This window comes from Shinella sp. WSD5-1 (genome assembly GCF_963942435.1).
GTDB classification, from domain to species: domain Bacteria; phylum Pseudomonadota; class Alphaproteobacteria; order Rhizobiales; family Rhizobiaceae; genus Shinella; species Shinella yambaruensis.
Map to the genome: position 1 here is coordinate 2,000,696 of NZ_OZ012596.1, position 24,445 is coordinate 2,025,140.

Genomic DNA, 24,445 nt, shown 5'->3' on the forward strand with positions numbered 1-24,445 from the left:
GCTTCAGGGGAGGCTTGCCGCGACGAGCTTCTTCGGCGCCACGTTGCGCCAGGCGGTATCGATGAGTTCGCGCACCCGCGCGGCGTCCGCGCCGTCGAAATAAAGCGACGTCCAGCCCTTCGACCCCCAGCCGCCCGGTACCGGCGCGCACAGGCCCGGATCGGTCTCCAGGACCAGCGCCTGCTGGTCCGGCGTGAACTTCAGGACGGCCCGGCCGGCGTCCGGCAGGGTCATGAAGACCTTCTCGCCCACCCGGAAGTCGCGCTTGCCGAAATGAGCACTTTCCCGCGCCCCCGGCATGCCGAGCGCAATGGTCACGAGATCGTCGGATATCATGGGCGAAAGGTAGCACCCTTTCCTGCGGCCGAAAAGTTTTTGCAGAAGATAGGAAAATAGTCCTTGACGGCGTCACGGTCGTCTGGTAGGGTCATGGCATAGTCGGAAAGGTGCGGGCGGAGGGAGCCGACCCGGTTTTCCCGGAGACCGGGACAGGGGCGGCCTTCGCCCGCGGCCGGCTTTCCGCATCTGGACGCAGGAATTTATTGACAGGCGCTCGTTCCCTTCGGACCGGGCGCCTTTTCATTTGGAGGACCGAGAATGGATGCGATCGATCTCGATCTTTTCGGCGTCTCGCCGGCGCCGGCGGTCTATGACGGGCTGGCGGGGCGGCCGGCGCTCTTCGAGGGCGGCGCGGCGCCGCTGCTCGACATCAAGGCGCAGGCGCCGCTCGATCCGTTTCTCGACATGCAGGCGATGCTTCTGGAGATGACCAAGGAACTGCGCGAGCGCTTCCAGCGCTTCCAGAGCCAGAAGGCGCTGGCCGAGGAGGATGCGGATGGCGCACAGGACGAGGTTTTCCGCAAGCAGGCACAGGCGGACGCCAAGGCGGCCATCGAGGCCGTCTCGCTGATCGTGCGCACGCTGGAGAAGATCGACAGCCTGCAGCGCACGCTTCTCAATGCACGGGCTGAGGCGGACGCGGCCGCCGACGGCGCCGAGGACGAGGCGGCGCTGGCGGCGGAGTTCGACCGGCTTGTCGAGGACCGCGTGAAGGAACGGCTGAATGCGGCGAAGGAAGACTGGATGCGCGGGCTCGGGCCTGGCGGCGATGCTGCCGCGCGCGCGGAAAGCGGGCCGTAGAGAGCGGCGCGCCTGCCGGGCGATCGGGAAGACAATCGATGCGGATATGCGGACGGCGGCTGCGGGCTTGAGGATGATCGAGGAAGAACGGGGGCGGACGGCGTTTAGCGTTGAAGCGGATGCGCTGGAGGCGGGGATTTTGGGGCGGAGGAGCGGTGAAGCCTGCCTCTCGTCTGAGGCTTGCCCCTCATCCCCCTGCCGGGACCTTCTCCCCGCAGGCGGGGAGAAGGGGATGAGGCCCGGGTTTCCTTCCCATCGGGAGCAAGAGGACTGGAACAATCGAGCGCCTGTTCCCCCTTCTCCCCGCAGCCAAGGAGAAGGTCCCGGCAGGGGGATGAGGGGCCAGGCCGAAGGAATCGAGCCTGCCCGCACGACACCGATAACGCCGACCAGCCTGCGCCAGATGCGCGGCTGGCACTTCCACCACCGCCTTGCCCAGATGCCGCCCGCCGGCGACTGGCGGGTGTGGCTGCTGATGGGCGGGCGCGGCTCGGGCAAGACGCGGGCGGGCGCCGAATGGGTGCATGCGATCGCCAGCCTGAAGGCGGACCTGCGCATCGCGCTGGTGGCCGAGACGCTGGGCGATGCGCGCGAGGTGATGATCGACGGCGTATCGGGCATCTGCCGGATCGCCGGGCGGGCACGGCCGGACTTCGAGGCCTCGCGCCGCCGGCTCGTCTGGCCGAACGGCTCGATCGCGCAGATCTTTTCCTCCGAGGACCCGGAGAGCCTGCGCGGGCCGCAGTTCCACCTCGCCTGGTGCGACGAGCTCGGCAAATGGAAACATGCGCAGGAGACCTGGGACATGCTGCAATTCGGCCTGCGTCTCGGGGACGATCCGCGCGTGCTGGTGACGACGACGCCCCGGCCGGTGCCGCTCTTGCGGGCGCTGGCGGGCGATCCGAAGACCGCGGTGCGGCGCATCCGCACCGACGACAATGCCGGCAACCTCGCGCCGGGCTTCCTTGCGGCGATGGCCGAGCGCTACGGCGGCACGCGGCTGGGGCGGCAGGAGCTGGACGGCGAGCTGATCGCCGACCGCGAGGACGCGCTGTGGAACCGGGCGCGGCTGGAGGGGATCCGCCAGCGCAATCCCGGGCCGCTCTCGCGCATCGTCGTGGCGGTCGATCCGCCGGCGACGGCCTCGGCGGCCTCCGTCTGCGGCATCGTCGTGGCGGGGCTGGACGGGGCGGGGCGGGCGGTGGTGCTCGCCGACTGCTCGGTGACGGGCGCAAGCCCGGCGGGCTGGGCGGGCGCCGTGGTGCGCGCCTTCCGGCGCTTCGACGCGGACCGGGTGGTCGCCGAGGTGAACCAGGGCGGCGACATGGTGACGGCGATGCTGAAAAGCGTCGACGTGAACCTGCCGGTCGCGACCGTGCGGGCGACGCGCGGAAAATTCCTGCGCGCCGAGCCGGTGGCGGCGCTCTACGAGCAGGGGCGGGTGGTCCATGCGGCCGCCTTTGCCGAGCTGGAGGACCAGATGTGCGATTTCGGGCCGGACGGGCTCTCCTCCGGCCGCTCGCCGGACCGGCTCGACGCGCTGGTCTGGGCGCTGACGGCGCTGGTGCTGGAGCGGGCGGGCGAACCGCGGGTTAGGGGGATTTGAGATGACGATCGATCGCAAGGCGTTTTTCGATGCGGTGCGCGGCACGCTGTATGGCGGCCGGCTGGCGGGAGCGCAGGTCGCGGGGCTGGCGGCGCTGCTCGACCGCTTCGAGCGCGGCGAGGTCGAGGACCGGCGTTTCCTCGCCTACATGCTGGCGACGGCCCATCACGAGACGGGCGGGCGCCTGCAGCCGGTGCGCGAGACCTTCGCGGCGACGGATGCGGCGGCGATCGCCCGGCTCGACCGGGCCTTCGCGGCCGGACGGCTGCCGCAGGTTTCCGCGCCCTACTGGCGGCGCGATGAGGCGGGGAAGAGCTGGCTCGGGCGCGGGCTCGTGCAGATCACCCACCGGCGCAACTATGCGCGGCTGGCCGGGCTGACGGGCATCGATCTCGTCGGCCGGCCGGAGCTTGCGATGGAGATGGCGGTGTCGGTCGAGATCCTGTTCACCGGGATGCTGCGCGGCGCCTTCACCGGGCGGCGGCTGGCCGACCATTTCTCCGGCACGCGGGCCGACTGGGTCGGCGCGCGGCGGATCATCAACGGGCTCGACCGGGCGGAAAAGGTGGCGGGCTACGGGCGGGCGTTTTTCGCCGCGCTGGGCGGGTAGCGGGCGGCGTGCCGTGCGGGTGGATCCTCGGGTCGAGCCCGAGGATGACGACGGAAGAGATGTAGAAGGGCCACCGCACCGGATCCGCATGCCGCATCGTTCCATGGGATGGAAACCCGATCCTCCCCTCCGTCATCCTCGGGCTCGACCCGAGGATCCACCCGCACGGCACACCGCCCGGACCATCGGCGAATCGACACAATCGGAGGGCACCATGAAATTACCATCCTTCCTCTCCCGGCAGCGCCGGGCGGCCGAGACCAAGGCGTCGGGCTTCTTCGCGCTGACGGCCGAGGGGCGGGCGCACTGGTCGTCCCGCTCCTATGCCTCGCTGTCGCGCGAGGGGTTCATGAAGAACCCGGTGGCGCACCGTGCGGTGCGCATGATCGCGGAAGCGGCGGCCTCCGTGCCCTGGCTTGCCTATCAGGGCGAGGCGGAGCGGCCGGACGACCCCTTGCTTTCGCTCTTGTCGCGGCCGAACGGGCGCCAGGCGGGCGCGGATTTCTTCGAGACGCTCTACGGGCATCTCCTGCTTTCCGGCAATGCCTTCGTGGAGGGCGTTCGGGTGGGCGACGACCTCCGCGAACTCCATCTGTTGAGGCCCGACCGGGTGCGCATCGTCGAGGGGCGGGACGGCTGGGCGGAGGCCTATGAATATCGCGTCGGCGGCCATGTGCGCCGGCACCCCGCGGGCGAGGGGCAGGCGATCCTGCATCTGCGCCTCTTTCATCCGCTCGACGACCAGCTCGGTTTCGCGCCGCTGGAGGCGGCGTCCATGGCGCTCGACCTCTCCAACGCGGCCGCCATCTGGAACAAGGCGCTGCTCGACAATTCGGCGCGGCCCTCCGGCGCGCTGGTCTACCAGCCGAAGGAGGGCGGCAACCTGACGCCCGACCAGTACGGCCGGCTGAAATCGGAGCTGGAGGAGGGCTATTCCGGACCGGCGCGGGCCGGGCGGCCGATGCTGCTGGAAGGCGGGCTCGACTGGAAGGCGATGGGGCTTTCCCCGCGCGAGATGGATTTCGTCGAGGCGAAGAACGGCGCGGCGCGCGACATCGCGCTCGCCTTCGGCGTGCCGCCGATGCTGATCGGCATTCCGGGTGATGCCACCTATGCCAACTACCAGGAGGCCAACCGGGCCTTCTGGCGGCTCACCGTGCTGCCGCTGGTGCAGCGCACGGCGGCGGCCTTCGCGGGGTGGTTTTCCGAAGGGTCGGATGACGGGCTGCGGCTGGTGCCGGATCTCGACCAGGTGAGCGGGCTGGCGGACGAGCGCTCGGAACTCTGGGCCCGGGTGGGCGCGGCGGGGTTTTTGACGGACGAGGAGAAGCGGCGGGCGGTGGGGTATTGAGGGGGAGCGGGGATGCTTGCCCCTCATCCCGCTGCCGGCCACCTTCTCCCCGCAAGCGGGGCGAAGGCGATATGCCGCGTCGGTTTCCCCGGCCAATGACCATTCGTGAGGCAAGTTCCCTCTCCCCGCTTGCGGGGAGAGGGCTAGGGTGAGGGGCCGGGATTGCTGCTTTCTCCAGGAAAATTAACTGGTTGCGCTGCACATGCGAATCACTTTGCAGAGTGCCGCACCCGACTTGTGAAAACCTTGAATCGGTTTTCCAGCAAAGCGCCGCAAGGGATTCAAAAGACTCGCTGATCGGCCCGGCTTCCTTGGCGGAAAGCCGGCGCTTTCGGCCGCGTGCGGCCCGCTGTCCCGGATTTCCATAATAATCTGAAAGGCTTAACAATGGCTGACTTCGGAAACGACAGCGGGCTTTGGACGGCCCGGCTGATCGGCGCGTCGGCGGGCGCGGCCGTCTCGCTCATCTATCTCCTGCCCAGGAGCCGCCGGGAGGCGGCGTGCCGGTTCCTCACGGGGCTTGCCTGCGGCCTCGTCTTCGGCGGGCCGGCCGGGCTGTGGATCGCGGTGCGGCTCGGCATTGCCGGCTATCTCGGGCCGGCGGAGATGCTCCTGACCGGCTCGGCGGCGGCCAGCCTTTCGGCCTGGTGGGGGCTGGGGGTGCTGGCGCGGCTGGCGGAGCGGATGCGGGAATAGGCGGTAGGCAATAGCCAATAGGCGGTAGGGAATAGGGAATTGGTGGTTGGGGCTGCGCTGCGCCGATCCCCACTGCCTACTGCCTATTGGCTACCGCCTATTCCCCTTCACATCATCGGAGAAGACCATGATCACCGACGACCTGCCGGTCTGGCGGACGAAGAAATATGCCGATCTGACGCTTGCGGGCGTTTCCGGCGACGGGGCGTTTTCCGGCTATGCGAGCCTCTTCGGCGAGGTGGACCTTGGCAAGGACGCGATCGCGCCGGGCGCCTTTTCCCGCTCGCTGGAAAAGCGCGGGGCCTCCGGCGTGCGCATGCTGTTCCAGCACGATCCGGCCGAGCCGCTCGGGCGCTGGCGGACGATCCGCGAGGACGGGCGCGGGCTCTATGTCGAGGGCGTGCTTTCGCCCGGCGTGGCGCGGGCCCGCGAGGTGCTGAACCTCATGAAGTCGGGCGCGCTCGACGGGCTTTCCATCGGCTTCCAGACCGTGCGCTCGAAGACCGACCGGACGAGCGGCGTGCGCCGCATCCTGGAGGCCGACCTCTGGGAGATCTCGATCGTCACCTTTCCCATGCTGCCCTCGGCGCGGGTGTCGAACGTGAAGAATGCGCGGTGGTTCCGCGACCGGGAGACCGAGCTCGTGCGCCTCATGCGCCGGGCGGCCCGGATGATGAAACGCTAGGCTTTTGTTTTACCCGACACCGAAGCGGTTTCGCTTCGGCTGGAAATGCCAACCGAAGAAGAGGAAGACAGCATGGAGAGCCACAAGACCGCGCCGGAAATCAAGGCCGTGCCGGAAACGATGACCGCCGCCTTCGACGATTTCATGGAGGCCTTCGAGGCCTTCAAGGAGACGAACGACCGCCGGCTCGGCGAGATCGAGCAGAAGCTGACCGCCGACGTGGTGACGCGCGACAAGGTGGAGCGCATCAACCGCGCGGTGGACGAGCACAAGCGCGTCATCGACCAGCTCGCGCTGAAGAAGGCGCGCCCGGCGCTCGGCGGCAGCGAGGGCGGCTTCGAGGCGGGCGAGCACAAGGCGGCCTTCTCCGCCTATATGCGGCGCGGCGACGAGAGCGCGCTGCGGGCGCTGGAGGGCAAGGCCATGTCGGTCGGCTCGGCGGCGGACGGCGGCTATCTCGTGCCGCCGGAGACCGACACGCAGATCGGCCGCCGGCTTTCCGCCGTCTCGCCGATCCGGGCGCTTGCGACCGTGCGCCAGGTCTCCGGCACGGTGCTGAAGAAGCCGTTCGCGACGGGCGGCATGGCGGCGGGCTGGGTGGCGGAAACCGCCGCGCGGCCGCAGACGGGCAATGCGCAGCTCGCCGAACTCTCCTTCCCGACCATGGAGCTCTACGCCATGCCGGCGGCGACGGCCGCGCTGCTCGACGACGCGGCGGTGGACGTGGAGGGCTGGATCGCCTCCGAGATCGACATGGTCTTCGCCGAGCAGGAGGGCACCGCCTTCGTCTCCGGCGACGGCACCAACAAGCCGAAGGGCTTCCTCGGCTACACGGCCGTCGCCGACGCGAGCTGGAGCTGGGGCAATATCGGCTATATCGCGACGGGCGCGGCCGGGGCCTTCAAGGCCGCGAGCCCCTCCGACACGCTGTTCGACACGGTCTATTCGCTGAAGGCGGGGCACCGGCAGAACGGCACCTTCGTGATGAACCGCAAGACGCAAGGGCAGATCCGCAAGTTCAAGGATGCGGACGGCAACTATCTCTGGCGCCCGCCGGCCTCGGCGGGGCAGGCGGCCTCGCTGCTCGGCTTCGCCATCGCGGAGGCGGAGGACATGCCGGACGTGGCGGCCGACAGCTTCTCCATCGCCTTCGGCGACTTCCGCTCCGGCTACCTCGTCGTCGACCGCACGGGCGTGCGCGTGCTGCGCGATCCCTATTCGGCCAAGCCCTATGTGCTGTTCTACACGACCAAGCGCGTCGGCGGCGGGGTGCAGAATTTCGAGGCGATCAAGTTGGTGAAGTTCGCGGCGAGCTGAGCGACCCCGTCCATCAGCGCCGTCATGGTCGGGCTTGACCCGACCATCCACCCGCCGTCGCGCGGCTGTGGATCCTCGGGTCAAGCCCGAGGATGACGCAAAGTGTGCACCGGCGGCGTTCCCTGGCGCCGGTGCCGGCGGGCGCGGTTTCCTCCCGGCCGCGCCCGCATTCCTTATCTCCATCGCGAAGGACGATCATGACCATTGCGGAACTGTTGCCGCCGGCCGTGGAGCCGGTGACGCTTGCCGAGGCGAAGGCGCATCTGCGCCTCGATGCGGCCGACGAGGATGCGCTGCTTTCAGCGCTGGTCCGCGTGGCGCGCGAACATCTGGAGGCCGCGACGGGGCTTTGCCTGATCACGCGCCCCTTGCGCCTCTATCTCGACGACTGGCCCGAAACGCGGGTGATTCAGATTGCCAGGGGGCCGGTGCAAACCATTGAGACGGTGACGGTTTATGACGCCGCCGGACTGCCGGTCGCGGTCGATGCGAGTGGCTATCTGCTCGACGGCACGGCGCGGCCGGCCCGGCTGCTGCTTCCGGCGCGCCCGGCGAGCGGGCGGGCGCTCAACGGCATCGAGATCGATTTCACCGCCGGCTTCGGCGAGAGCGGCGCGGATGTGCCGGACGGGCTGAAGCGGGCGCTGCTCCTGCATGTGGCGGCCATGTTCGAGCTGCGCGGGGTGCTTTCGCCTCAGGACCAGCCGGGCACGGTGCCGGCGGGCTGCGACCGGCTGGTGGCGCCCTACCGGCTGCGGAGGCTGTGATGGCCAAGGCGAGGATCATCGATCCCGGCGCATTCTCCGCGCGGCTGACGCTGGAGGGGCCGGTCGAGACGCCGGACGGGCAGGGCGGCGTGGAGCGCGGCTTTGCGGCGCTGGCAACGCTCTGGGCGGCGATCGAGCCGGTGGCGGCGCGGGCGGACGAGGCGGCGGGCACGCTGCCGGTGACGGTGACGCACCGCATCTGGCTGCGGCGGCGGGGCGACCTTGCCGGCGGCATGCGGCTGCGCAAGGGTGCGCGGATCTTCGCCATCCGCGCCTTTCGCGATCCGGACGAGACGGGGCGCTACACGCTCTGCGACTGCGAGGAGATCCAGCCATGAGCGCGGCATCGGCCCTGCAGAAGGCGATCTTCGCCAGGCTTTCGGGCGATGCGGCGCTGACGGCGCTGGTCGGCGCGAACGGCATCACCGACCGGAGGCCCGACGGGCCGGCGGCGCCGCTGCTCGTGATCGCGGGCATCGACAGTATCGACCATTCGACGGCGAGCGAGACGGGCGAGGAACATGTGGTGACGCTGGAGGCCTGGTCCGAGGCGGCGGGGCACCGGCAGGTGCAGGCGATGGCCGCCGCCGTGCGCGCGGCGCTCGACGATGCGGCGCTGGTGCTGGCCGGGCACCATCTCGTCCTGCTCTTCCACCGCGACACGCGGCTTCGCCGCGACGGCAAGTCCCGCTTCCACCGCGCGGAAATGCGCTTCCGGGCGGTGACGGAGCCGCATGCCTGACACCCTCTTTCGGAAAGGACCTTGCCATGGTGGCACAGAAGGGGCGCGAGCTCCTCATCAAGATCGACAACGGGGCGGGTTTCGTCACCGTTGCGGGGCTGCGCTCGAAGCGGCTGTCGTTCAATGCGCAGCTCGTCGACGTGACGGATGCGGAATCGGCGGGGCGCTGGCGCGAACTCCTCGGCGGGGCGGGCGTGCAGCGCGCGGCGGTGTCCGGCGCCGGCATCTTCAAGGACCAGGCCTCGGACGCGCTGGTGCGCTCGCTGTTCTTCGCCGGCACGATCCTCGCCTGGCAGATCGTGATCCCGGATTTCGGCACGGTCGCGGGGCCGTTCCAGATCGCGGCGCTCGACTATTCCGGGGCGCATGACGGCGAGGTGGTCTTCGAGATCGCGCTGGAATCGGCCGGGCTGCTCACCTTCGGGGCGCTCTGATGGGCGCGCGGGCGAACCGGCACCGCGGCGAGATCGAGGCGGTGCTCGACGGCGAGCGGCGGGTGCTGTGCCTAACGCTCGGGGCGCTGGCGGAGCTGGAGACGGCCTTTGCCGTCGACAGCCTGACGGGGCTGGCCGAGCGCTTCTCCTCCGGGCGGCTGAAGGCGGGCGATCTCATCCGCATCATCGGCGCGGGGCTGCGCGGCGGCGGCAACCTCTTTTCCGACGAGGACGTGGCGGCGATGGCGGTGGCGGACGGGCTCTCCGGCTTTGCGCGCATCGCGGCGGAGCTGTTGCAGGCGACCTTCGGGCCGGGCGCGGAGGCGCGGCCGGAAAACCCTCCGGGGCCGCATCCGGGCTGAACGGGAGGAGGGCGGCCTTTCCCTGGGAGGCGGCGCTTCATGCCGGGCTCTGCCGGATGCGGCTTTCGGCGACGGATTTCTGGGCGATGACGCCGCGCGAGCTGGCCTTCGCGCTCGGCGTGCTGCGGCCTGTGCCGCCGGCGCCGGGGCGCGATGCGCTTGCCGCGCTGATGCGCGCCTTTCCCGACCACAAGGAGTGAACGATGGCGGATACGGATGACAGACCTCTTGCCGGCACGCTCGACGATGCCGGGCAGCTTTCGGCGATCTTCGACGACCTGGAGGCGCGCTCGCGCTCCTTCGGCGCGGCGTTGACGAACGCGCTGAAGGGTGCGGTCGTCGACGGCAAGGGGCTGGAGAGCGTGTTGCGCGGGCTGGCGCTGCGCATGAGCGACATTGCGCTTTCCGTTGGGCTGAAGCCGCTGGAAGGGTTTTTGTCGACCGGCTTTTCCGGCCTGCTCGGCGGCGCGACGCCCTTCGCCAAGGGCGGGGTCGTGGCCTCGCCGACCTATTTCGGGACCGGCGGCGGGCTCGGGCTGATGGGCGAGGCGGGAGCGGAGGCGATCCTGCCCCTGAAGCGCGGGCCGGACGGGGCGCTGGGTGTCGCCGGCGAGGGCGGCGGGACGCGCATCGTCTTCAACGTGACGGCGCAGGATGCGGCGAGTTTCCGCAAGTCCGAAGGGCAGATCGCGGCCATGCTGACACGCGCCGTGGGGCGCGGGCAGCGCAGTTTGTGAGGGTGAACGCTCCTCAACCCGCTGCTGCGGCCTTGTTCCCGAGGGGCAGGGCTGTGGCCTGTGGAAGGAAACCGCTGCCCCGTCCCCTTCTCCCCCGCGGGGAGAAGGTGCCGGCAGGCGGATGAGGGGGATGGCGACGGTGCAAAGGCTCGATCCGAGCCACCCCCTCATCCGACCCTTCGGGCCACCTTCTCCCCGCGGGGGAGAAGAGGAGAGCGGCACCGTCGAACGCCGTAGGCGATCGCCCTGCCGCGGGCGGGGAGAAGGGAATCGGGGTGAGGGTTTCGCGATAAGTGGCTCGGGCGATTCGGGAAAACCGCGCTCCACGTCCCTTCTCCCAGCTTGCGGGGAGAAGGTCGCGGCAGCGGGATGAGGGGCCGGAGCATTTTCGGAGAGATGGGCATGGCAGGATTTCATGAGGTGCGGTTTCCGCTGCGTGTCGCGCTCGGCACCAGCGGCGGGCCGGTGCGGCGGACGGATATCGTCAGCCTTTCCAACGGGCGGGAGAACCGCAATCGCCGCTGGCACGATGCGCGGCGGCGCTACGATGCGGGTTCGGGCGTGCGGTCGCTCGAGGATCTCTATGCGGTGCTCGCCTTCTTCGAGGCGCGGGCCGGGCAGTTTTACGGCTTCCGCTTCCATGATCCGGTGGACCACAAGTCCTGTGCGCCGGGCGGGGCGGTCAGCGCCACGGACCAGCAGATCGGCATGGGGGACGGTGCGACGGCGTCCTTCCAGCTCGTCAAGCGCTATGCGGATGCCGGCGGGGAGACGGTGCGCACCATCGAAAAGCCGGTCATGGGCACGGTGGTCGTCTCGGTGGCGGGCAGCACGCGGCCGGCGGCGGACTATACGGTGGACCATGCGACGGGTGTCGTCACCTTCAAGCCGGGCAAGATACCGGCTTCGGGCGCGATCCGGGCGGGCTACGCGTTCGACGTGCCGGTGCGCTTCGACACGGACCGTATCGACATCGACCTCGCGCAGTTCGATGCCGGGCGCATTCCCTCCATTCCGCTGGTGGAGATCCGGCCATGAGGACGATCCCGGGCGGATTGCAGGCGCATCTCGACGGCGAGGCGACGACGCTGTGCCATGCCTGGCGGGTGACGCGGCGCGACGGCGTGGTGATGGGCTTTACCGACCACGACCGCGACCTTTCCTTCGGCGGGCTCGCCTATCTGGCGGCGAGCGGCTTCGAAGCGAGCGAGACGGAGGACGGCAACGGGCTTTCGGCCGAGGGCGGCGATCTCGCGGGCGGGTTTTCGACGGAGGCGATCCGCACCGAGGACCTTTCGGCGGGGCGCTACGACGGGGCGAAGGTCGAGGTCTATCGGGTCAACTGGCAGAACCCCGCCCAGCGGCTGCTGCTGCGCACGGCCGAGCTTGGCGAGGTGCGGCGCGAGGGCGGGCTTTTTCGCGCCGAGCTGCGGCGGCTGACGCACCGGCTCGACCAGGTGCGCGGGCGTATCTACGGGCATCGCTGCGATGCGGTGCTGGGCGACGGCCGGTGCAGCGTGAATGCGGCGGCGCCGGCCTTCCGGGCGACGGCGACGGTGGGCGCGGTGCTGGACGACATGCGGCTGCGGGTGAGCGGGCTCTCCGGCTTTGCCGAGCGGTTCTTCCGCTATGGCGTGCTCACCTTCACGAGCGGCGCGGCGGAGGGACTGACGGCGGATATCGAGGACCAGCGCAAGGTGGCAGGCGGCGACGAGCTGACCTTCTGGCTGCCGGTGCCGGCAGGGGTGGCCGCGGGCGATGCGATGCAGGTGACGGCAGGGTGCGACAAGCGCTTTGCGACCTGCAAGGCCAAGTTCTCCAACGGGCTGAATTTCCGCGGTTTTCCGCACATGCCGGGCAGCGACTTCACCTATGGCTATGCCGATGGCGAGACGGTGCATGACGGGAGGCCGCTCTATGAGTGAGATGCTGCGGGATGCCCCTCATCCGGCCTGCCGGCCACCTTCTCCCCGTGAACGGGGAGAAGGGGACATGCCGAACCGTCTTCTTCCACCGCGGCAATGTCATGCGGGAAACCTTGGCGGCAAATCCCTTCTCCCCGCCTGCGGGGAGAAGGTGGCCGGCAGGCCGGATGAGGGGCCGGGACAGGATACCGGCGGTCGGGTCGTCGCGATCGCCCGCAGTTTCATCGGCACGCCCTACCGGCATCAGGGCGCGCTGAAGGGCGTCGGCTGCGATTGCCTCGGGCTGGTGCGCGGCGTGTGGCGGGAGCTTTACGGGGCGGAGCCGGAGGTGCCGGGCGCCTACGCCGCGGACTGGGCGGAGCGGGCGGGCGCGGAGCGGCTGCTGGAGGCGGCGGCGCGGCATTGCGGCGCGGCGCTGCCGGTCTCGGCGCTGCGGCCGGGCGATATCCTCGTCTTCCGCTGGCGGGCGGGGGTGGCGGCGAAACATGCCGGCATCGCGACGTCCGACGCGCATTTCATCCATGCCTATGAGCAGGCGGCGGTGACCGAATCGCCGCTCGTGCCCGCATGGCGCCGGCGGATCGCCGGCGTCTTCCGTTTTCCGGAGATTTCCTGAGCCATGGCGACACTTCTCTTCCAGGCCGCGGGCGCGACGCTCGGCGGCCTCTTCGGGCCGTTCGGCGCCATGCTCGGCCGGGCCGTCGGCGCGCTGGCGGGCTCGGCGGTCGACCGCTCGCTGATCAACGGCCTGACGAAGATTCCCGGCGCGCGGCTCAATGACGGGCGCGTGCCGGGGGCGGAGGAAGGCACGGCGATGAGCCGCGTCTACGGCACGGCGCGTGTCGGCGGCACGCTGATCTGGGCGACGCGCTTCGAGGAGGACGTCTCCGTCGAGCGCAGCGGCGGCAAGGCGAGCGGGCCGCGGGTCGAGACCTTCAGCTATTTCGCCAACTTCGCCGTCGGCGTGTGCGAAGGGCCGATCGCCGGCGTCAGGCGCGTCTTCGCGGACGGGCGGGAGATCGACCTGACCGGCATCGAGATGCGCGTCCATCGCGGCACCGCCGACCAGGCGCCCGATCCGCTGATCCTCGCCAAGCAGGGGGCGGGCAACGCGCCGGCCTATCGCGGGCTTGCCTATGTCGTCTTCGAGCGGCTGCCGCTCGACACGTTCGGCAACCGCATCCCGATCCTGCAGTTCGAGGTGCTGAAGCCGGTCGGCTCGCTGGAGGGCAAGGTCCGGGCGGTGACGGTCATTCCGGGATCGAGCGAGCATGGCTATGACCCCGAACTGGTGACGGAGAAGATTTCCGAAGGCAAGGCGCGCAACCTGAACCGCAACACGCTGGTGGCGGCGACGGACTGGGTGGCCTCGATCGACGAATTGCAGGCGCTGTGCCCCGGCCTCGAACGGGTGGGGCTGGTGGTCGCCTGGTTCGGCACGGACCTTCGGGCGGGCCAGTGCCGCATCCTGCCGGGGGTGGAGGTGTCCGAGCGGCTGGAGGAGAGCCGGCCGTGGAAGGTCTGCGGCATCGCGCGCGCGGACGCCTATGTGGTGAGCCGCGTCGAGGGCCGGCCGGCCTATGGCGGCACGCCCTCGGATGCGAGCGTGATCGCGGCCATCCGCGACCTGAGGGCGCGCGGGATCGAGGTCTATCTCTACCCTTTCCTGATGATGGACGTGCCGGCCGACAACGCGCTGCCGGACCCCTATGGCGACGTGCGGCAGGCGCCCTATCCCTGGCGCGGGCGTATCACCTGCCATCCACAATCCGCCGAGGGAACCGCTTCGGCGCGCGGCCAGGTGAACGCCTTTGTCGGCGCGGCCGGGGCGGGGAGCTTTTCCGTTTCGGGCGAGGAGATCGCCGGCCCCGCCGGCGACGAGGGGTTCCGGCGGCTGATCCTGCATTATGCGCTGCTGGCGAAGGCGGCGGGCGGGGTGGACGGCTTCCTGATCGGCTCGGAAATGCGCGGGCTGACCTGGCTGCGCGACGGGAGCGGGGCCTTTCCCTTCGTCGAGGCGCTTGGCGCGCTTGCGGGCGACGTGCGGGCGATCCTCGGGCCGGGCACGAAGATCACCTACGGGGCCGACTGGAGCGAATATTTCGGCTACCAGCCGCCGGGCGGCAGCGGCGAGGTGCGCTATCATCTCGACCCGCTCTGGGCCTCCCCGGCGATCGATGCGGTGGGCATCGACAATTACATGCCGCTCTCCGACTGGCAGAATGCCGATACGCTGGCCGGCAATCCGGACGCGTTTCGCCATTCCGAGGACATGGCGGCCATGCGCGCCATGATCACCGGCGGCGAGGGGTTCGACTGGTATTATCCCGACGCGGCGGCGCGGGCGGCGCGCGAGCGCGTGCCCATCACCGACGGCATGGCGGGAAAGCCCTGGGTGTTCCGCTACAAGGACCTCGAGAACTGGTGGGGCAATCGCCACTACGAGCGCGGGCCGGGCGGGGCGGAGCTTTCCGGCCACACCGCCTGGGTGCCGCGCTCCAAGCCGATCTGGTTCACCGAGCTCGGCTGCCCGGCGGTCGACAAGGGGGCGAACCAGCCGAACGTCTTCGTCGATCCGAAAAGCTCGGAGAACGCGCTGCCCTATCATTCCGGCGGGGCGCGCAACGACGCGGTGCAGCGGCGCTTCCTCGACGCGCACCACGGCTGGTGGCAGGGCAGCGGGCCGGAGGCCGGCATGGTCGATCCGGGCCATGTCTTCCTCTGGACCTGGGATGCGCGGCCCTATCCGGCCTTTCCCGAGGATACCGCACTCTGGTCGGACGGGCTCAACTGGCAGCGCGGGCACTGGCTGAACGCGCGGCTCGGGGCCGGGACGGTGGCGGATGTCATCGCGGCGATCCTGAAGGATCACGGGTTCCACGATTTCGACGTCTCGGGCGTTGCCGGCGATCTCTCCGGTTTCGTGCAGGCGGACCAGACCTCGGCGCGCGCGCTGATCGAGCCGCTGATGGAAGCGTTCCAGATCGATGCGCTGGAGGCGAACGGCAGGCTGGTCTTCCGATCGCGGCTGAAATCCGCGCTGCCGCCGGCGGAGATCGGCCTTCTTGCCGAGCGGCCGGAGGAGGTGCTGTTCGAGGAGAGCCGCGGGCATATCAGCGATTTCGCGGGCGAGGCGATCCTCGACCATTTCGACGATTCGGGCACCTATTCGCGCGTGACGGCGCGCTCGCGCCGCATGGCAGGGGAGAACGACCGCGTGCTGCGGCTGGCGCTGCCGGCGGTGCTGCATGCGGGGGCGGCCGCGGCGAGCGTCGAGACGGCGCTGCGCGACCAGCGGGCGGGGCAGCGGCGGCTCACCTTCCGCCTGCCGCCGACCGCGATGGGCGTGACGCCGGGCGACATCGTGCGGCTGGCCGACGGGCCGGAGGGACGCTTTCTCATCACCGGCATCACCGACGGACTGGTGCGGGAGGTGGAGGCGCGGGCGATCGCGGCGGGGGACAGCCCGGCGCCGTTGCTGCCGGACGGCCGGCCGCGGCCGGCGAGCGGGGTGGGCGACGCCTTTGCGCCGGACGTCGTTTTCCTCGACCTGCCGGTCCTCGGGTCTGGCGGGGCGCAGGATTTTGCGCGTGTCGCGGCCTATGCGCATCCCTGGCGCTCCATGATCGTGTCGAGTTCGGAGGGCAGCGAAGGTTATCGCAGCCGCGTACGGCTCGACCGGCCGGCGCGGATCGGCACGCTGGTCGAGCCGCTGGCGGCAGGCGTCGCCGGGCGGTTCGATCCGGGGCGGGCGATCATGCTCGACCTGCCCTTCGGCGGGCTTTCCGCGGTGGACACGCTGGCCATGCTGAACGGCGCCAACCGCCTTGCGCTCAGAGCCGGCAGCGGGGCCTGGGAAATTATCGGCTTTGCCGGGGCGAGCGAGATCGCGCCGGGGCGCTGGCGACTCATCCGGCTGCTGCGCGCCCTGCATGGCACCGAGGATGCCATGGCGTCCGGCCATGCGGCCGGGACGCGGGCGGTGGTGCTGGACGATGCGGTGCTGCCGCTCGGTCTCGACGTGGAGGAGGTGGGGCGGCTCTCCAACTGGCTCGTCGAGCCTGTCGGCATGACGCCGGGACAGGCGGGTCCCTTCGCCTTTGCCGGCGGCGAGCGGGCGCTGACGCCCTTGGCGCCGGTGCATCTGCGCGGCCGGCGGGACGTCGACGGCGCTGTGCGCTTGTCGTGGATCCGGCGGGGGCGGATCGATTCGGACAGCTGGCTGGCCGCCGAGATCCCGCTCGACGAGCCGGCGGAGGCCTATCGCCTCGACATCCTCTCCGGCGCGGTGCCGGTGCGCAGCGTCGAGACCGCGGCGCCGGCCTTCACCTATCCCGCCGACCAGGAGCTTGCCGATTTCGGCGCGCCGCAGGCCGCGCTTTCCATCCGCGTGCGCCAGCTCGGCCGGGCCATCCCGCTCGGCCTGCCGGCGCGGGCGACGATCCTTCTCTGACAGAAAGGAAAACCGATGAATGACGAAACGAAAGCCTGGTACCGGTCGCGCACCGTCTGGGGCGCGCTGGTCGCGATCCTCGCCTCGCTCGCCAATGCGGCGGGCGTCGAGGTGACGGCGGGTGACGAAGGGGAACTGGCCGATCTCCTCGTGGCGGCGGTGGGCACGCTGGGCGGGTTCGTCGCGCTTTACGGGCGGATTTCCGCGCGCCGGCGCGTGCGATGAGGCGGCTTGACGATCCACAAGGCATTCATTTGCCATTCAGCGTGGATCGTTTATTGCTTGCATCACACTGATCCGCACCTGAAAGTACATTCATGGCCTCGCCACTTCTCATAACCGCGCTTGCGGCCAGCCTGATCCTGCCGGGGCCCGTCGAGACGGGCACCGCGCGGGATGTCGTCGCGGTCGCCGGCGACTGCAGCGACGCGGCTGCTCAGGTGGTTGCCCAGACGGGGGGCGAACTGCTCTCGGCGCAGCCGAAGGGCGATACCTGCGTGGTGACGGTGCTCGTGCCCGGCAAGGGCAATGCGCGGCCGCGCAAGGTGACCGTGCGCGTGCCGATGTAGGGCCGCCGGCCGTTCGTGATGGGACGAGAGAGATAGGAAAGAGGGCGAATGCGTATCCTGGTGGTCGAGGACGACGTCAATCTGAGCCGGCAGCTCAGCGAGGCCTTGAAGGAATCAGGCTATGTTGTGGACCAGGCCTTCGATGGCGAGGAAGGCCACTATCTCGGCGACACCGAGCCCTATGACGCTATCATCCTCGATATCGGCCTGCCGGAAATGGACGGCATCACCGTCCTCGAAAAATGGCGCGCCGACGGCAAGGCCATGCCCGTCCTCATCCTCACCGCCCGCGACCGCTGGAGCGACAAGGTGGCCGGCATCGACGCCGGCGCCGACGACTATGTGGCAAAGCCCTTCCATGTCGAGGAGGTGCTGGCGCGCATCCGGGCGCTGATCCGCCGCGCGGCGGGCCATGCGAGCCCCGACATCGTCTGCGGGCCGGTGCGGCTCGACACGAAGGGCTCCAAGGCGACGGTCAACGGCGAGACGCTGAAGCTGACCTCGCACGAATACCGGCTGCTTTCCTACCTCATGCATCACATGGGCGAGGTGGTTTCGCGCACCGAGCTGGTCGAACATATGTATGACCAGGATTTCGACCGCGATTCCAACACGATCGAGGTTTTCGTCGGGCGCCTGCGCAAGAAGATCGGCGTCGACCTGATCGAGACCGTGCGCGGCCTCGGCTACCGGATGCAAGCCCCCGCCAATGGCAAATAACGCCAGGCGCTCCCGCTCGCTCACCTTCCGCGTTCTTCTTCTCGCCTCGCTCTGGGCGGCGGTCGCGCTCATCGTCATCGCCGTCGTCATCTCGACGCTCTACCGCCAGAGCGCGGAGAAGAGCTTTCGCGATCTTCTGCGCGCGCAGCTCTACAACGTCATCAATTCCGTTTCGGCGGACGAGGAGACGCGGCTGACCGGCACGCCGCAGCTCGGGGACCTGCGCTTCTTCCAGCCGCAATCGGGCTGGTACTGGGTGGTCGAGCCGATCGGCGGGGCGCTGGCAAGCGAGACGCTGACCTCGTCCTCGCTCGGAACGGGGAGCATTCCGATCCCCGATACCGACAGCATTCCCTTCGACACGCGCTACGAGCGCTTCTACACGACCATCGATTCCTTCGGCAACGAGGTGGAGGTGGGCGAGACGGAAGTCGTGCTCGACGACGAGGGACGCACGGCGCGTTTCCGCGTCGTCGGCAACCGCGACGTGCTGGAGGGCGATATCGACGACTTTTCCGGCAGCCTCTATCTGGCGCTGGCCGGCTTCGGCGTCGGCAGCCTGCTTCTCAACGCGGCGGCGATCCTCATCGGCCTGAAGCCGCTCGACCGGGCGCGCAAGGCGCTGGAGAAGATCCGCGCGGGGGAGAGCGAGCAGCTCGACGGCGATTTTCCCCGGGAGATCCTGCCCCTGGCGAGCGAGGTGAACGCGCTGATCGACAGCAACCGGCGCATCGTCGAGCGGGCGCGCATGCAGGTCGGCAACCTGGCGCACTCCCTGAAGACGCCGATCGCGGTTCTCCTCAACGAATCGCGGCTGCTCGCCGCCCCGCAGGGCGATCTCGTGCGCACGCAGGCCGAAGCCATGCAGAGCCAGGTGCAATCCTATCTCAACCGTGCCCGCATCGCCGCCCAGCGCGAATCCGTGCTCGCACGCACCGAGGCGCAGGCCGTGCTGGAGCGGCTGGTGCGCGTGATGCGGCGGCTCAACGCCGAATGCCAGTTTCCGCTGACCGTCGATCCGCCGGGTCTCGTGCTGGCGATGGAGCAGCAGGATGTCGAGGAGACGGTCGGCAACCTCCTGGAAAACGCCGCGCGTTATGCCCGCACGACCGTGGCCGTGCGCGCCCTGATGGCGCCGGCCGAGGTGCGCGGCAATGACGATGCGCGCAAGAACTGGATCGTCATCGAGGTGGAGGACGACGGGCCGGGGCTGGAGCCGGACGAGATCCGCGAGGCGATGAAGCGCGGCAAGCGGCTCGACGAGAGCAAGCCGGGCACCGGGCTCGGCCTTTCCATCGTCAGCGAGATCGCCTCGGAATACCAGGGAACCTTCGGGCTTTCGCGCGGGCCGCGCGGCGGGCTGCTGGCGCGGCTCGTCCTGCCGGCCGTCACAAAGGATGTTGCCTGAGACGGCGGACAATGCAACAAGGGAGGGGCTCGCGACGATGAGGATCGCGGGATGGACCACGTGCCGGGCGGGCGTATCGCTTCCGGGACGAGACCAGCAGGAGCGCGAGGCGGTTTTGCAGCCGCAATCGCGTGGAAACGGAAAGCGAGAGCAGTTCCGGCAAAAGCGCGAAGCGGTTTTGCACCCGGAATTGCGGCAGAACACAAGATCAGAGCGTTTTCGCCGGCGGGTGAAAGCGCTCTCTCATGAAGAGAGACGGTCCCAGCGGATGAAGACGGGTTTGCGCGGCGCCTTTTTCCCCCTCCTTCTGGCAACAGCGACGGTTTCGGGATGCACGACCACATCGGGCGGCGCTGCCGGGACCGCCGGCACGGCCGTTCCGACCGGAGCGGGCGTCTATATCACCGCGCTGCAGGGCGGGCTCGTCAGCCGCAATGCCGGCGGCGCCCAGCTCTCCAAGGCGGACATGCAGCGGGCGCTGGAAGCCGAGTACCGCGCGCTGGAAGCCGCGCCCGGCGGCCAGCCCGTCGTCTGGCAGGGCAGGGGCGTCAGCGGATCGGTGGTGGCGGCCGCGCCCTATCAGGTCGGCTCGCAGAACTGCCGGCAGTACAGCCACACGCTGACCGTGGACGGCCGGGACACCGCAACGCGCGGGGCGGCCTGCCGCAACGCGGACGGGGCCTGGGCGCCGCTGTCCTAGCATTGTTGTTTCCGGCGCCATCCGGTTCACCGGAAAGGGGCGGGCATGCGTTAGCGCAAGCCTGACCGTTCGACGGTTGCGGCGAAACGCCTCAAATTCACGTCATTGTTCCCTGGGGAATTGGAAACGGTCGCGCGTTCCAGTATTTGAACGGTCATGTTCTTCTGGATTCTCGTCGCCATCCTGACGGCCGCCGTGGCCGCCGTTCTGCTTCTCCCCCTGCTGCGCCGCCCTCCGGCGGCAGCGGGTGACGCCGGTCATGACGTCGAGGTCTACCGCGACCAGCTCGAGGAGTTGAAGCGCGACGAGGCGAGCGGCCTCATCGGCGCGAACGAGGCCGAGCTTGCTAGGGCGGAGGTCGCGCGCCGGCTGATCGCGGCCAGCAAGGCCGAGGCGAAGGGCGGGGCGGGCCCGGCCGGGCGCCGCAACCGGCTGGCGCAGGTCTTCGTGATCGTGCTGCTGCCGACCATCGGCCTCTGTCTTTACGTGGCGACCGGCCGGCCGGATCTTCCGGCCCAGCCGCTCGCAGAGCGCCTTGCCAATCCCGGAAACGACATCTCCATCCTCATCGCCAAGGCGGAGAACCATCTGGCGCGCAATCCGGACGACGGTGCGGGCTGGGACCTTCTGGCGCCGATCTACTATCGCAGCGGCCGGGTGGAGGATGCGGCGAACGCCTTCTCCCAGGCGATCCGCCTGCTCGGGCCGACGCCGGAGCGGCTGGACGGCTATGCGGAAACGCTGATCGCCCAGTCGAACGGCATCGTGACCGCCGAGGCGCGCGCCCGGCTGGAACAGTCGCTGACGCTGAAGGCGGACAATCCGCGCGCCGAATACTATCTGGCGCTGGCGCTGGAGCAGGAGGGCAAGCGCACCGAGGCGCGCGCCGCCTTCGAGGCCCTGGCGAAGCAAGCGCCGGCCGATGCGCCCTGGCTGCCGCTCGTCAACCGGCATATTGCCGGGCTTGCCGAGGGGCAGGGCGGCGGCGGCGGCGCGCTCGGCAATCCGACGGCGGACGACATGGCGGCCGCCCAGGACATGTCGGCGGATGACCGCCAGCAGATGATATCGGGCATGGTCGAGAGCCTTGCGGCGAAGCTTCAGGAAAATCCCGACAATATCGAAGGATGGATGCGCATCATCCGTTCCTATGTTGTGCTGGATCAAAGGCCGAAGGCCGAAGCCGCGCTACAGACGGCGCTGAAGACCTTCCCGGCCGACAGCGACAACGGCAAACAGCTTCTGGCGCTTGCCCGGGACCTATCGATTTCGGCTGAGGGCAGCGGACCATGACACGCAAGCAGAAACGTCTGGCAGTGATCGGCGGCGGCATCGCCTTCCTGGTGGCGGCGGTGCTGCTCGTCATGTTCGCCTTCAGCCAGTCGATCGCCTATTTCTACGTGCCGGGCGATCTCGCCAAGGCCGACGTGCCGCCGGGAACGCGCATCCGCCTCGGCGGGCTCGTGGAGTCCGGCACGGTCAAGCGCGGCGAGGGCTCGATCATCACCTTCACGGTGACGGACACGCTTGCGACGGTGCCGGTGACCTATACCGGCATCCTGCCCGACCTCTTCCGCGAGGGGCAGGGCGTGGTGGCGGAAGGCGCCTTCGGCACGGACGGGCTGTTCCTGGCTGACACGGTGCTCGCCAAGCACGACGAGACCTATATGCCCAAGGACGTCGCGGATCGCCTGAAGGCGCAGGGCGTCGAACTATCCGGCAAGGAAACGATCAAATGATCATCGAGCTCGGACACTATGCCCTGATCCTGGCGCTGGCGACCGTCATCGTCCAGTCGATCCTGCCGCTGGTCGGCACGATCCGGGGCGACCGCGCGCTGATGGCCGTGGCGCCCGCCGCGGCGCTGGCCGGTTTCCTGCTCGTGCTCTTCTCCTTCTCGGTGCTGACCTTCGCCTATGTCGTCTCCGATTTCTCGGTGGGCAATGTCTGGCAGAACTCGCATTCGCTGAAGCCGATGATCTACAAGATCACCGGGGTCTGGGGGAACCATGAGGGCTCGATGCTGCTCTGGCTCCTCATCCTCGTCTTCTTCAGCGCGCTCGTCGCCACCTTCGGCGCCAACCTGCCCGAGCGGCTGCGCGCCAACGTGCTGGCCGTGCAGGGCTTCATCTCCACCGCCTTCGCGCTCTTCATCCTGCTCACCTCCAATCCGTTTCTGCGGCTCCAGCCGGCGCCGGCCGAGGGGCAGGACCTCAATCCCGTTCTGCAGGACATCGGTCTCGCCATCCATCCGCCGCTGCTCTATCTCGGTTATGTCGGCTTCTCCGTCAGCTTCTCCTTCGCCATCGCGGCGCTGATCGACGGGCGGATCGATGCGGCCTGGGCGCGCTGGGTGCGGCCGTGGACCCTGGCGGCCTGGAGCTTCCTCACCGCCGGCATCGCCATGGGCTCCTACTGGGCCTATTACGAGCTCGGCTGGGGCGGCTGGTGGTTCTGGGACCCGGTGGAGAACGCCTCCTTCATTCCCTGGCTCGCCGGCACGGCGCTGCTGCATTCGGCGCTCGTCATGGAAAAGCGCGAGGCGCTGAAGATCTGGACGGTGCTGCTCGCGATCCTCACCTTCTCCATGTCGCTGCTCGGCACCTTCCTGGTGCGCTCGGGCGTGCTGACCTCGGTGCATGCCTTCGCCACCGACCCGACGCGCGGCGTCTTCATCCTCGCCATCCTGGTCTTCTTCATCGGTGGCGCACTGTCGCTCTTCGCCTTCCGGGCGGCAACGCTGAAGGCCGGCGGGCTTTTCGCGCCGATCTCGCGCGAGGGCGCGCTCGTCCTCAACAACCTGATCCTGACGACGGCGGCCGCCACGGTGCTGACCGGCACGCTCTATCCGCTGGTGCTGGAAGCGCTGACGGGCGAGAAGATCTCCGTCGGCCCGCCCTTCTTCAACCTCACCTTCGGCCTCTTGATGCTGCCGCTGCTGCTGGCGGTGCCGTTCGGCCCGCTGCTCGCCTGGAAGCGGGGTGATGTGCTCGCCGCCGGCCAGCGCCTCTTTGCGGCGGCGGGCATCGGCCTCGTCTGCGCGGCGGTGGTTCTCTACATCCAGAACGGCGGGCCGGTGCTCGCCTATTTCGGCCTTGCCATCGGCTTCTACATGATCGCGGGCGCGATCACCGACCTGTGGCTGCGCGCCGGCATCGGCAAGGTGGCGCGCAACGTCGCCGTCCGCCGCTTCATCGGCCTGCCGGGCTCGGCCTTCGGCACGGCGCTCGCCCATATCGGCATCGGCGTGACGGTGATCGGCGTCATCGCGGTGACGGCGTTCGAGACCGAGCATGTCGTCGAGATGAAGCCCGGCATGCAGGTGGAGGCCGGCGGCTACACGCTGACCTTCGACGGCATGCGCCGCGGGCAGGGGCCGAACTATTCCGAGGAATCCGGCCACTTCACGGTGGCGCGCGGCGGCGTGATCGTCACCGACGTCTGGTCCTCCAAGCGGCTCTATTCCGCCCGTCGCATGCCGACGACGGAGGCGGGCATCCGCACCTTCGGGCTCAGCCAGCTCTATGTCTCGCTCGGCGATGCGATGGCCGACGGCGGCATCGTCGTGCGCGTCTGGTGGAAGCCGATGATCCTCTGTATCTGGATCGGCACGCTGATCATGATGGCGGGCGGCATCGTGTCGCTGTGCGACCGGCGGCTGCGCGTCGGGGCGCCGCAGAAGGTGCGCAAGGTCAAGCCGGCGCTGGAGGCGGCGGAATGATGCGCCGCCTGCTCCTCGCCTCGGCCTTCCTGCTTGCCGCTTTTCCGGCCTTCGCGGTCAATCCGGACGAGGTGCTGGCCGATCCGGTGCTGGAGGCGCGGGCGCGGGCGCTGTCGGCCGAGCTGCGCTGCATGGTCTGCCAGAACCAGTCGATCGACGATTCCAATGCCGAGCTTGCCCGCGACCTCAGGCTTCTCGTGCGCGAGCGGCTGAAGAACGGCGACAGCGACGAGGCGGTGATAGAATACGTCGTCTCGCGCTATGGCGAATTCGTGCTGCTGAACCCGCGCCTGCGCGGCGAGACGCTGCTCCTGTGGGGCGCGCCGATCGTCCTCTTTCTCGCGGGCGCGGCGGCGATGGTGCTTTTCGGGCGCAAGCGCAGCGGCAAGCCGACGGGAACGCCGCTTTCGGAGGCGGAGAAGGCCGAGCTGGAAAAGGCTCTGGAGTGAGGAAATGGGGATGAGGAATTAGGCAGTAGCCAATAGGCAGTAGGGAAGTAGAT

28 protein-coding genes are annotated in these 24,445 nt (G+C 69.4%); 27 read left to right on the forward strand and 1 reads right to left on the reverse strand.

Annotated elements, in window-relative coordinates; genetic code table 11:
* Positions 1-3: 3 nt before the first annotated feature.
* Positions 4-336, reverse strand: a complete 333-nt coding sequence (locus tag AABQ55_RS09740; protein ID WP_272804879.1) for an MmcQ/YjbR family DNA-binding protein — start codon at positions 334-336, stop codon at positions 4-6.
* A 261-nt stretch (positions 337-597) separates the two neighbouring features.
* Between AABQ55_RS09740 and AABQ55_RS09745 the strand changes: the two genes are divergently transcribed.
* The 27 genes from AABQ55_RS09745 to AABQ55_RS09875 all read left to right on the forward strand — a co-directional run bounded on the left by AABQ55_RS09745 (position 598) and on the right by AABQ55_RS09875 (position 24,392).
* Entirely contained in the window at positions 598-1,140 is a 543-nt protein-coding gene (locus tag AABQ55_RS09745; protein WP_244769953.1) for a hypothetical protein, read from the forward strand.
* 403 nt (positions 1,141-1,543) lie between these two features.
* Positions 1,544-2,746: a DNA-packaging protein gene (locus AABQ55_RS09750; RefSeq protein ID WP_272807426.1), complete on the forward strand. Its 1,203-nt coding sequence runs from the start codon at positions 1,544-1,546 to the stop codon at positions 2,744-2,746.
* Between the two features lies 1 nt (position 2,747).
* Positions 2,748-3,356 carry a glycoside hydrolase family 19 protein gene (locus tag AABQ55_RS09755; RefSeq protein ID WP_272804880.1) on the forward strand — a complete coding sequence of 203 codons (609 nt, stop codon included), beginning with the start codon at positions 2,748-2,750 and terminating at the stop codon, positions 3,354-3,356.
* 214 nt (positions 3,357-3,570) lie between these two features.
* Positions 3,571-4,707 carry a phage portal protein gene (locus AABQ55_RS09760; protein WP_272804881.1) on the forward strand — a complete coding sequence of 379 codons (1,137 nt, stop codon included), beginning with the start codon at positions 3,571-3,573 and terminating at the stop codon, positions 4,705-4,707.
* A gap of 387 nt (positions 4,708-5,094) precedes the next feature.
* A complete protein-coding gene (locus AABQ55_RS09765; RefSeq protein ID WP_244769956.1) occupies positions 5,095-5,403 on the forward strand; it encodes a DUF6107 family protein in 309 nt (102 codons plus the stop codon).
* Between the two features lie 127 nt (positions 5,404-5,530).
* Complete coding sequence (locus AABQ55_RS09770) at positions 5,531-6,088, forward strand: HK97 family phage prohead protease (protein WP_272804882.1); 558 nt, start codon at positions 5,531-5,533, stop codon at positions 6,086-6,088.
* 72 nt (positions 6,089-6,160) lie between these two features.
* Positions 6,161-7,405, forward strand: coding sequence for a phage major capsid protein (locus tag AABQ55_RS09775; protein WP_272804883.1), 1,245 nt, complete (start codon positions 6,161-6,163; stop codon positions 7,403-7,405).
* A 197-nt stretch (positions 7,406-7,602) separates the two neighbouring features.
* Positions 7,603-8,172 carry a head-tail connector protein gene (locus AABQ55_RS09780; RefSeq protein ID WP_272804884.1) on the forward strand — a complete coding sequence of 190 codons (570 nt, stop codon included), beginning with the start codon at positions 7,603-7,605 and terminating at the stop codon, positions 8,170-8,172.
* Positions 8,172-8,510 (forward strand): phage head closure protein, encoded by a 339-nt coding sequence (locus AABQ55_RS09785; RefSeq protein ID WP_272804885.1) that lies wholly within the window; start codon positions 8,172-8,174, stop codon positions 8,508-8,510. The genes AABQ55_RS09780 and AABQ55_RS09785 overlap by 1 nt, the downstream gene beginning before the upstream one ends.
* Entirely contained in the window at positions 8,507-8,914 is a 408-nt protein-coding gene (locus tag AABQ55_RS09790; RefSeq protein WP_272804886.1) for a DUF3168 domain-containing protein, read from the forward strand. Before AABQ55_RS09785 ends, AABQ55_RS09790 begins: the two co-directional genes overlap by 4 nt.
* Before the next feature lie 26 nt (positions 8,915-8,940).
* Entirely contained in the window at positions 8,941-9,348 is a 408-nt protein-coding gene (locus AABQ55_RS09795; RefSeq protein ID WP_272804887.1) for a phage major tail protein, TP901-1 family, read from the forward strand.
* Positions 9,348-9,710, forward strand: a complete 363-nt coding sequence (locus AABQ55_RS09800) for a gene transfer agent family protein (RefSeq protein WP_272804888.1) — start codon at positions 9,348-9,350, stop codon at positions 9,708-9,710. The genes AABQ55_RS09795 and AABQ55_RS09800 overlap by 1 nt, the downstream gene beginning before the upstream one ends.
* Positions 9,707-9,910 carry a rcc01693 family protein gene (locus AABQ55_RS09805; protein ID WP_272807427.1) on the forward strand — a complete coding sequence of 68 codons (204 nt, stop codon included), beginning with the start codon at positions 9,707-9,709 and terminating at the stop codon, positions 9,908-9,910. The genes AABQ55_RS09800 and AABQ55_RS09805 overlap by 4 nt, the downstream gene beginning before the upstream one ends.
* A gap of 3 nt (positions 9,911-9,913) precedes the next feature.
* Positions 9,914-10,447, forward strand: a complete 534-nt coding sequence (locus AABQ55_RS09810) for a phage tail tape measure protein (RefSeq protein WP_272804889.1) — start codon at positions 9,914-9,916, stop codon at positions 10,445-10,447.
* Between the two features lie 402 nt (positions 10,448-10,849).
* Positions 10,850-11,485, forward strand: a complete 636-nt coding sequence (locus tag AABQ55_RS09815; RefSeq protein ID WP_272804890.1) for a DUF2460 domain-containing protein — start codon at positions 10,850-10,852, stop codon at positions 11,483-11,485.
* Complete coding sequence (locus AABQ55_RS09820; RefSeq protein WP_272804891.1) at positions 11,482-12,372, forward strand: DUF2163 domain-containing protein; 891 nt, start codon at positions 11,482-11,484, stop codon at positions 12,370-12,372. The genes AABQ55_RS09815 and AABQ55_RS09820 overlap by 4 nt, the downstream gene beginning before the upstream one ends.
* A gap of 208 nt (positions 12,373-12,580) precedes the next feature.
* A complete protein-coding gene (locus AABQ55_RS09825) occupies positions 12,581-12,988 on the forward strand; it encodes an NlpC/P60 family protein (protein ID WP_443021147.1) in 408 nt (135 codons plus the stop codon).
* 3 nt (positions 12,989-12,991) lie between these two features.
* The gene (locus AABQ55_RS09830; RefSeq protein ID WP_272804892.1) at positions 12,992-16,825 is read left to right on the forward strand and encodes a baseplate multidomain protein megatron; all 3,834 of its coding nucleotides are present in this window, start codon (positions 12,992-12,994) and stop codon (positions 16,823-16,825) included.
* 15 nt (positions 16,826-16,840) lie between these two features.
* Positions 16,841-17,050, forward strand: a complete 210-nt coding sequence (locus AABQ55_RS09835; protein WP_244769968.1) for a hypothetical protein — start codon at positions 16,841-16,843, stop codon at positions 17,048-17,050.
* Positions 17,051-17,142: 92 nt separating this feature from the next.
* A complete protein-coding gene (locus AABQ55_RS09840; protein WP_244769969.1) occupies positions 17,143-17,394 on the forward strand; it encodes a hypothetical protein in 252 nt (83 codons plus the stop codon).
* A gap of 48 nt (positions 17,395-17,442) precedes the next feature.
* Complete coding sequence (locus AABQ55_RS09845; protein WP_244769970.1) at positions 17,443-18,114, forward strand: response regulator transcription factor; 672 nt, start codon at positions 17,443-17,445, stop codon at positions 18,112-18,114.
* The gene (locus AABQ55_RS09850) at positions 18,104-19,522 is read left to right on the forward strand and encodes an ATP-binding protein (RefSeq protein WP_272804893.1); all 1,419 of its coding nucleotides are present in this window, start codon (positions 18,104-18,106) and stop codon (positions 19,520-19,522) included. The genes AABQ55_RS09845 and AABQ55_RS09850 overlap by 11 nt, the downstream gene beginning before the upstream one ends.
* Before the next feature lie 268 nt (positions 19,523-19,790).
* Entirely contained in the window at positions 19,791-20,222 is a 432-nt protein-coding gene (locus AABQ55_RS09855; RefSeq protein ID WP_244769972.1) for a hypothetical protein, read from the forward strand.
* A 156-nt stretch (positions 20,223-20,378) separates the two neighbouring features.
* Positions 20,379-21,515 (forward strand): c-type cytochrome biogenesis protein CcmI, encoded by a 1,137-nt coding sequence (gene ccmI, locus AABQ55_RS09860; RefSeq protein WP_272804894.1) that lies wholly within the window; start codon positions 20,379-20,381, stop codon positions 21,513-21,515.
* Entirely contained in the window at positions 21,512-21,961 is a 450-nt protein-coding gene (ccmE, locus tag AABQ55_RS09865) for a cytochrome c maturation protein CcmE (RefSeq protein WP_272804895.1), read from the forward strand. Before ccmI ends, ccmE begins: the two co-directional genes overlap by 4 nt.
* Positions 21,958-23,943: a heme lyase CcmF/NrfE family subunit gene (locus tag AABQ55_RS09870; protein ID WP_272804896.1), complete on the forward strand. Its 1,986-nt coding sequence runs from the start codon at positions 21,958-21,960 to the stop codon at positions 23,941-23,943. Before ccmE ends, AABQ55_RS09870 begins: the two co-directional genes overlap by 4 nt.
* The gene (locus AABQ55_RS09875) at positions 23,940-24,392 is read left to right on the forward strand and encodes a cytochrome c-type biogenesis protein (protein ID WP_272804897.1); all 453 of its coding nucleotides are present in this window, start codon (positions 23,940-23,942) and stop codon (positions 24,390-24,392) included. Before AABQ55_RS09870 ends, AABQ55_RS09875 begins: the two co-directional genes overlap by 4 nt.
* Positions 24,393-24,445 lie beyond the last annotated feature (53 nt).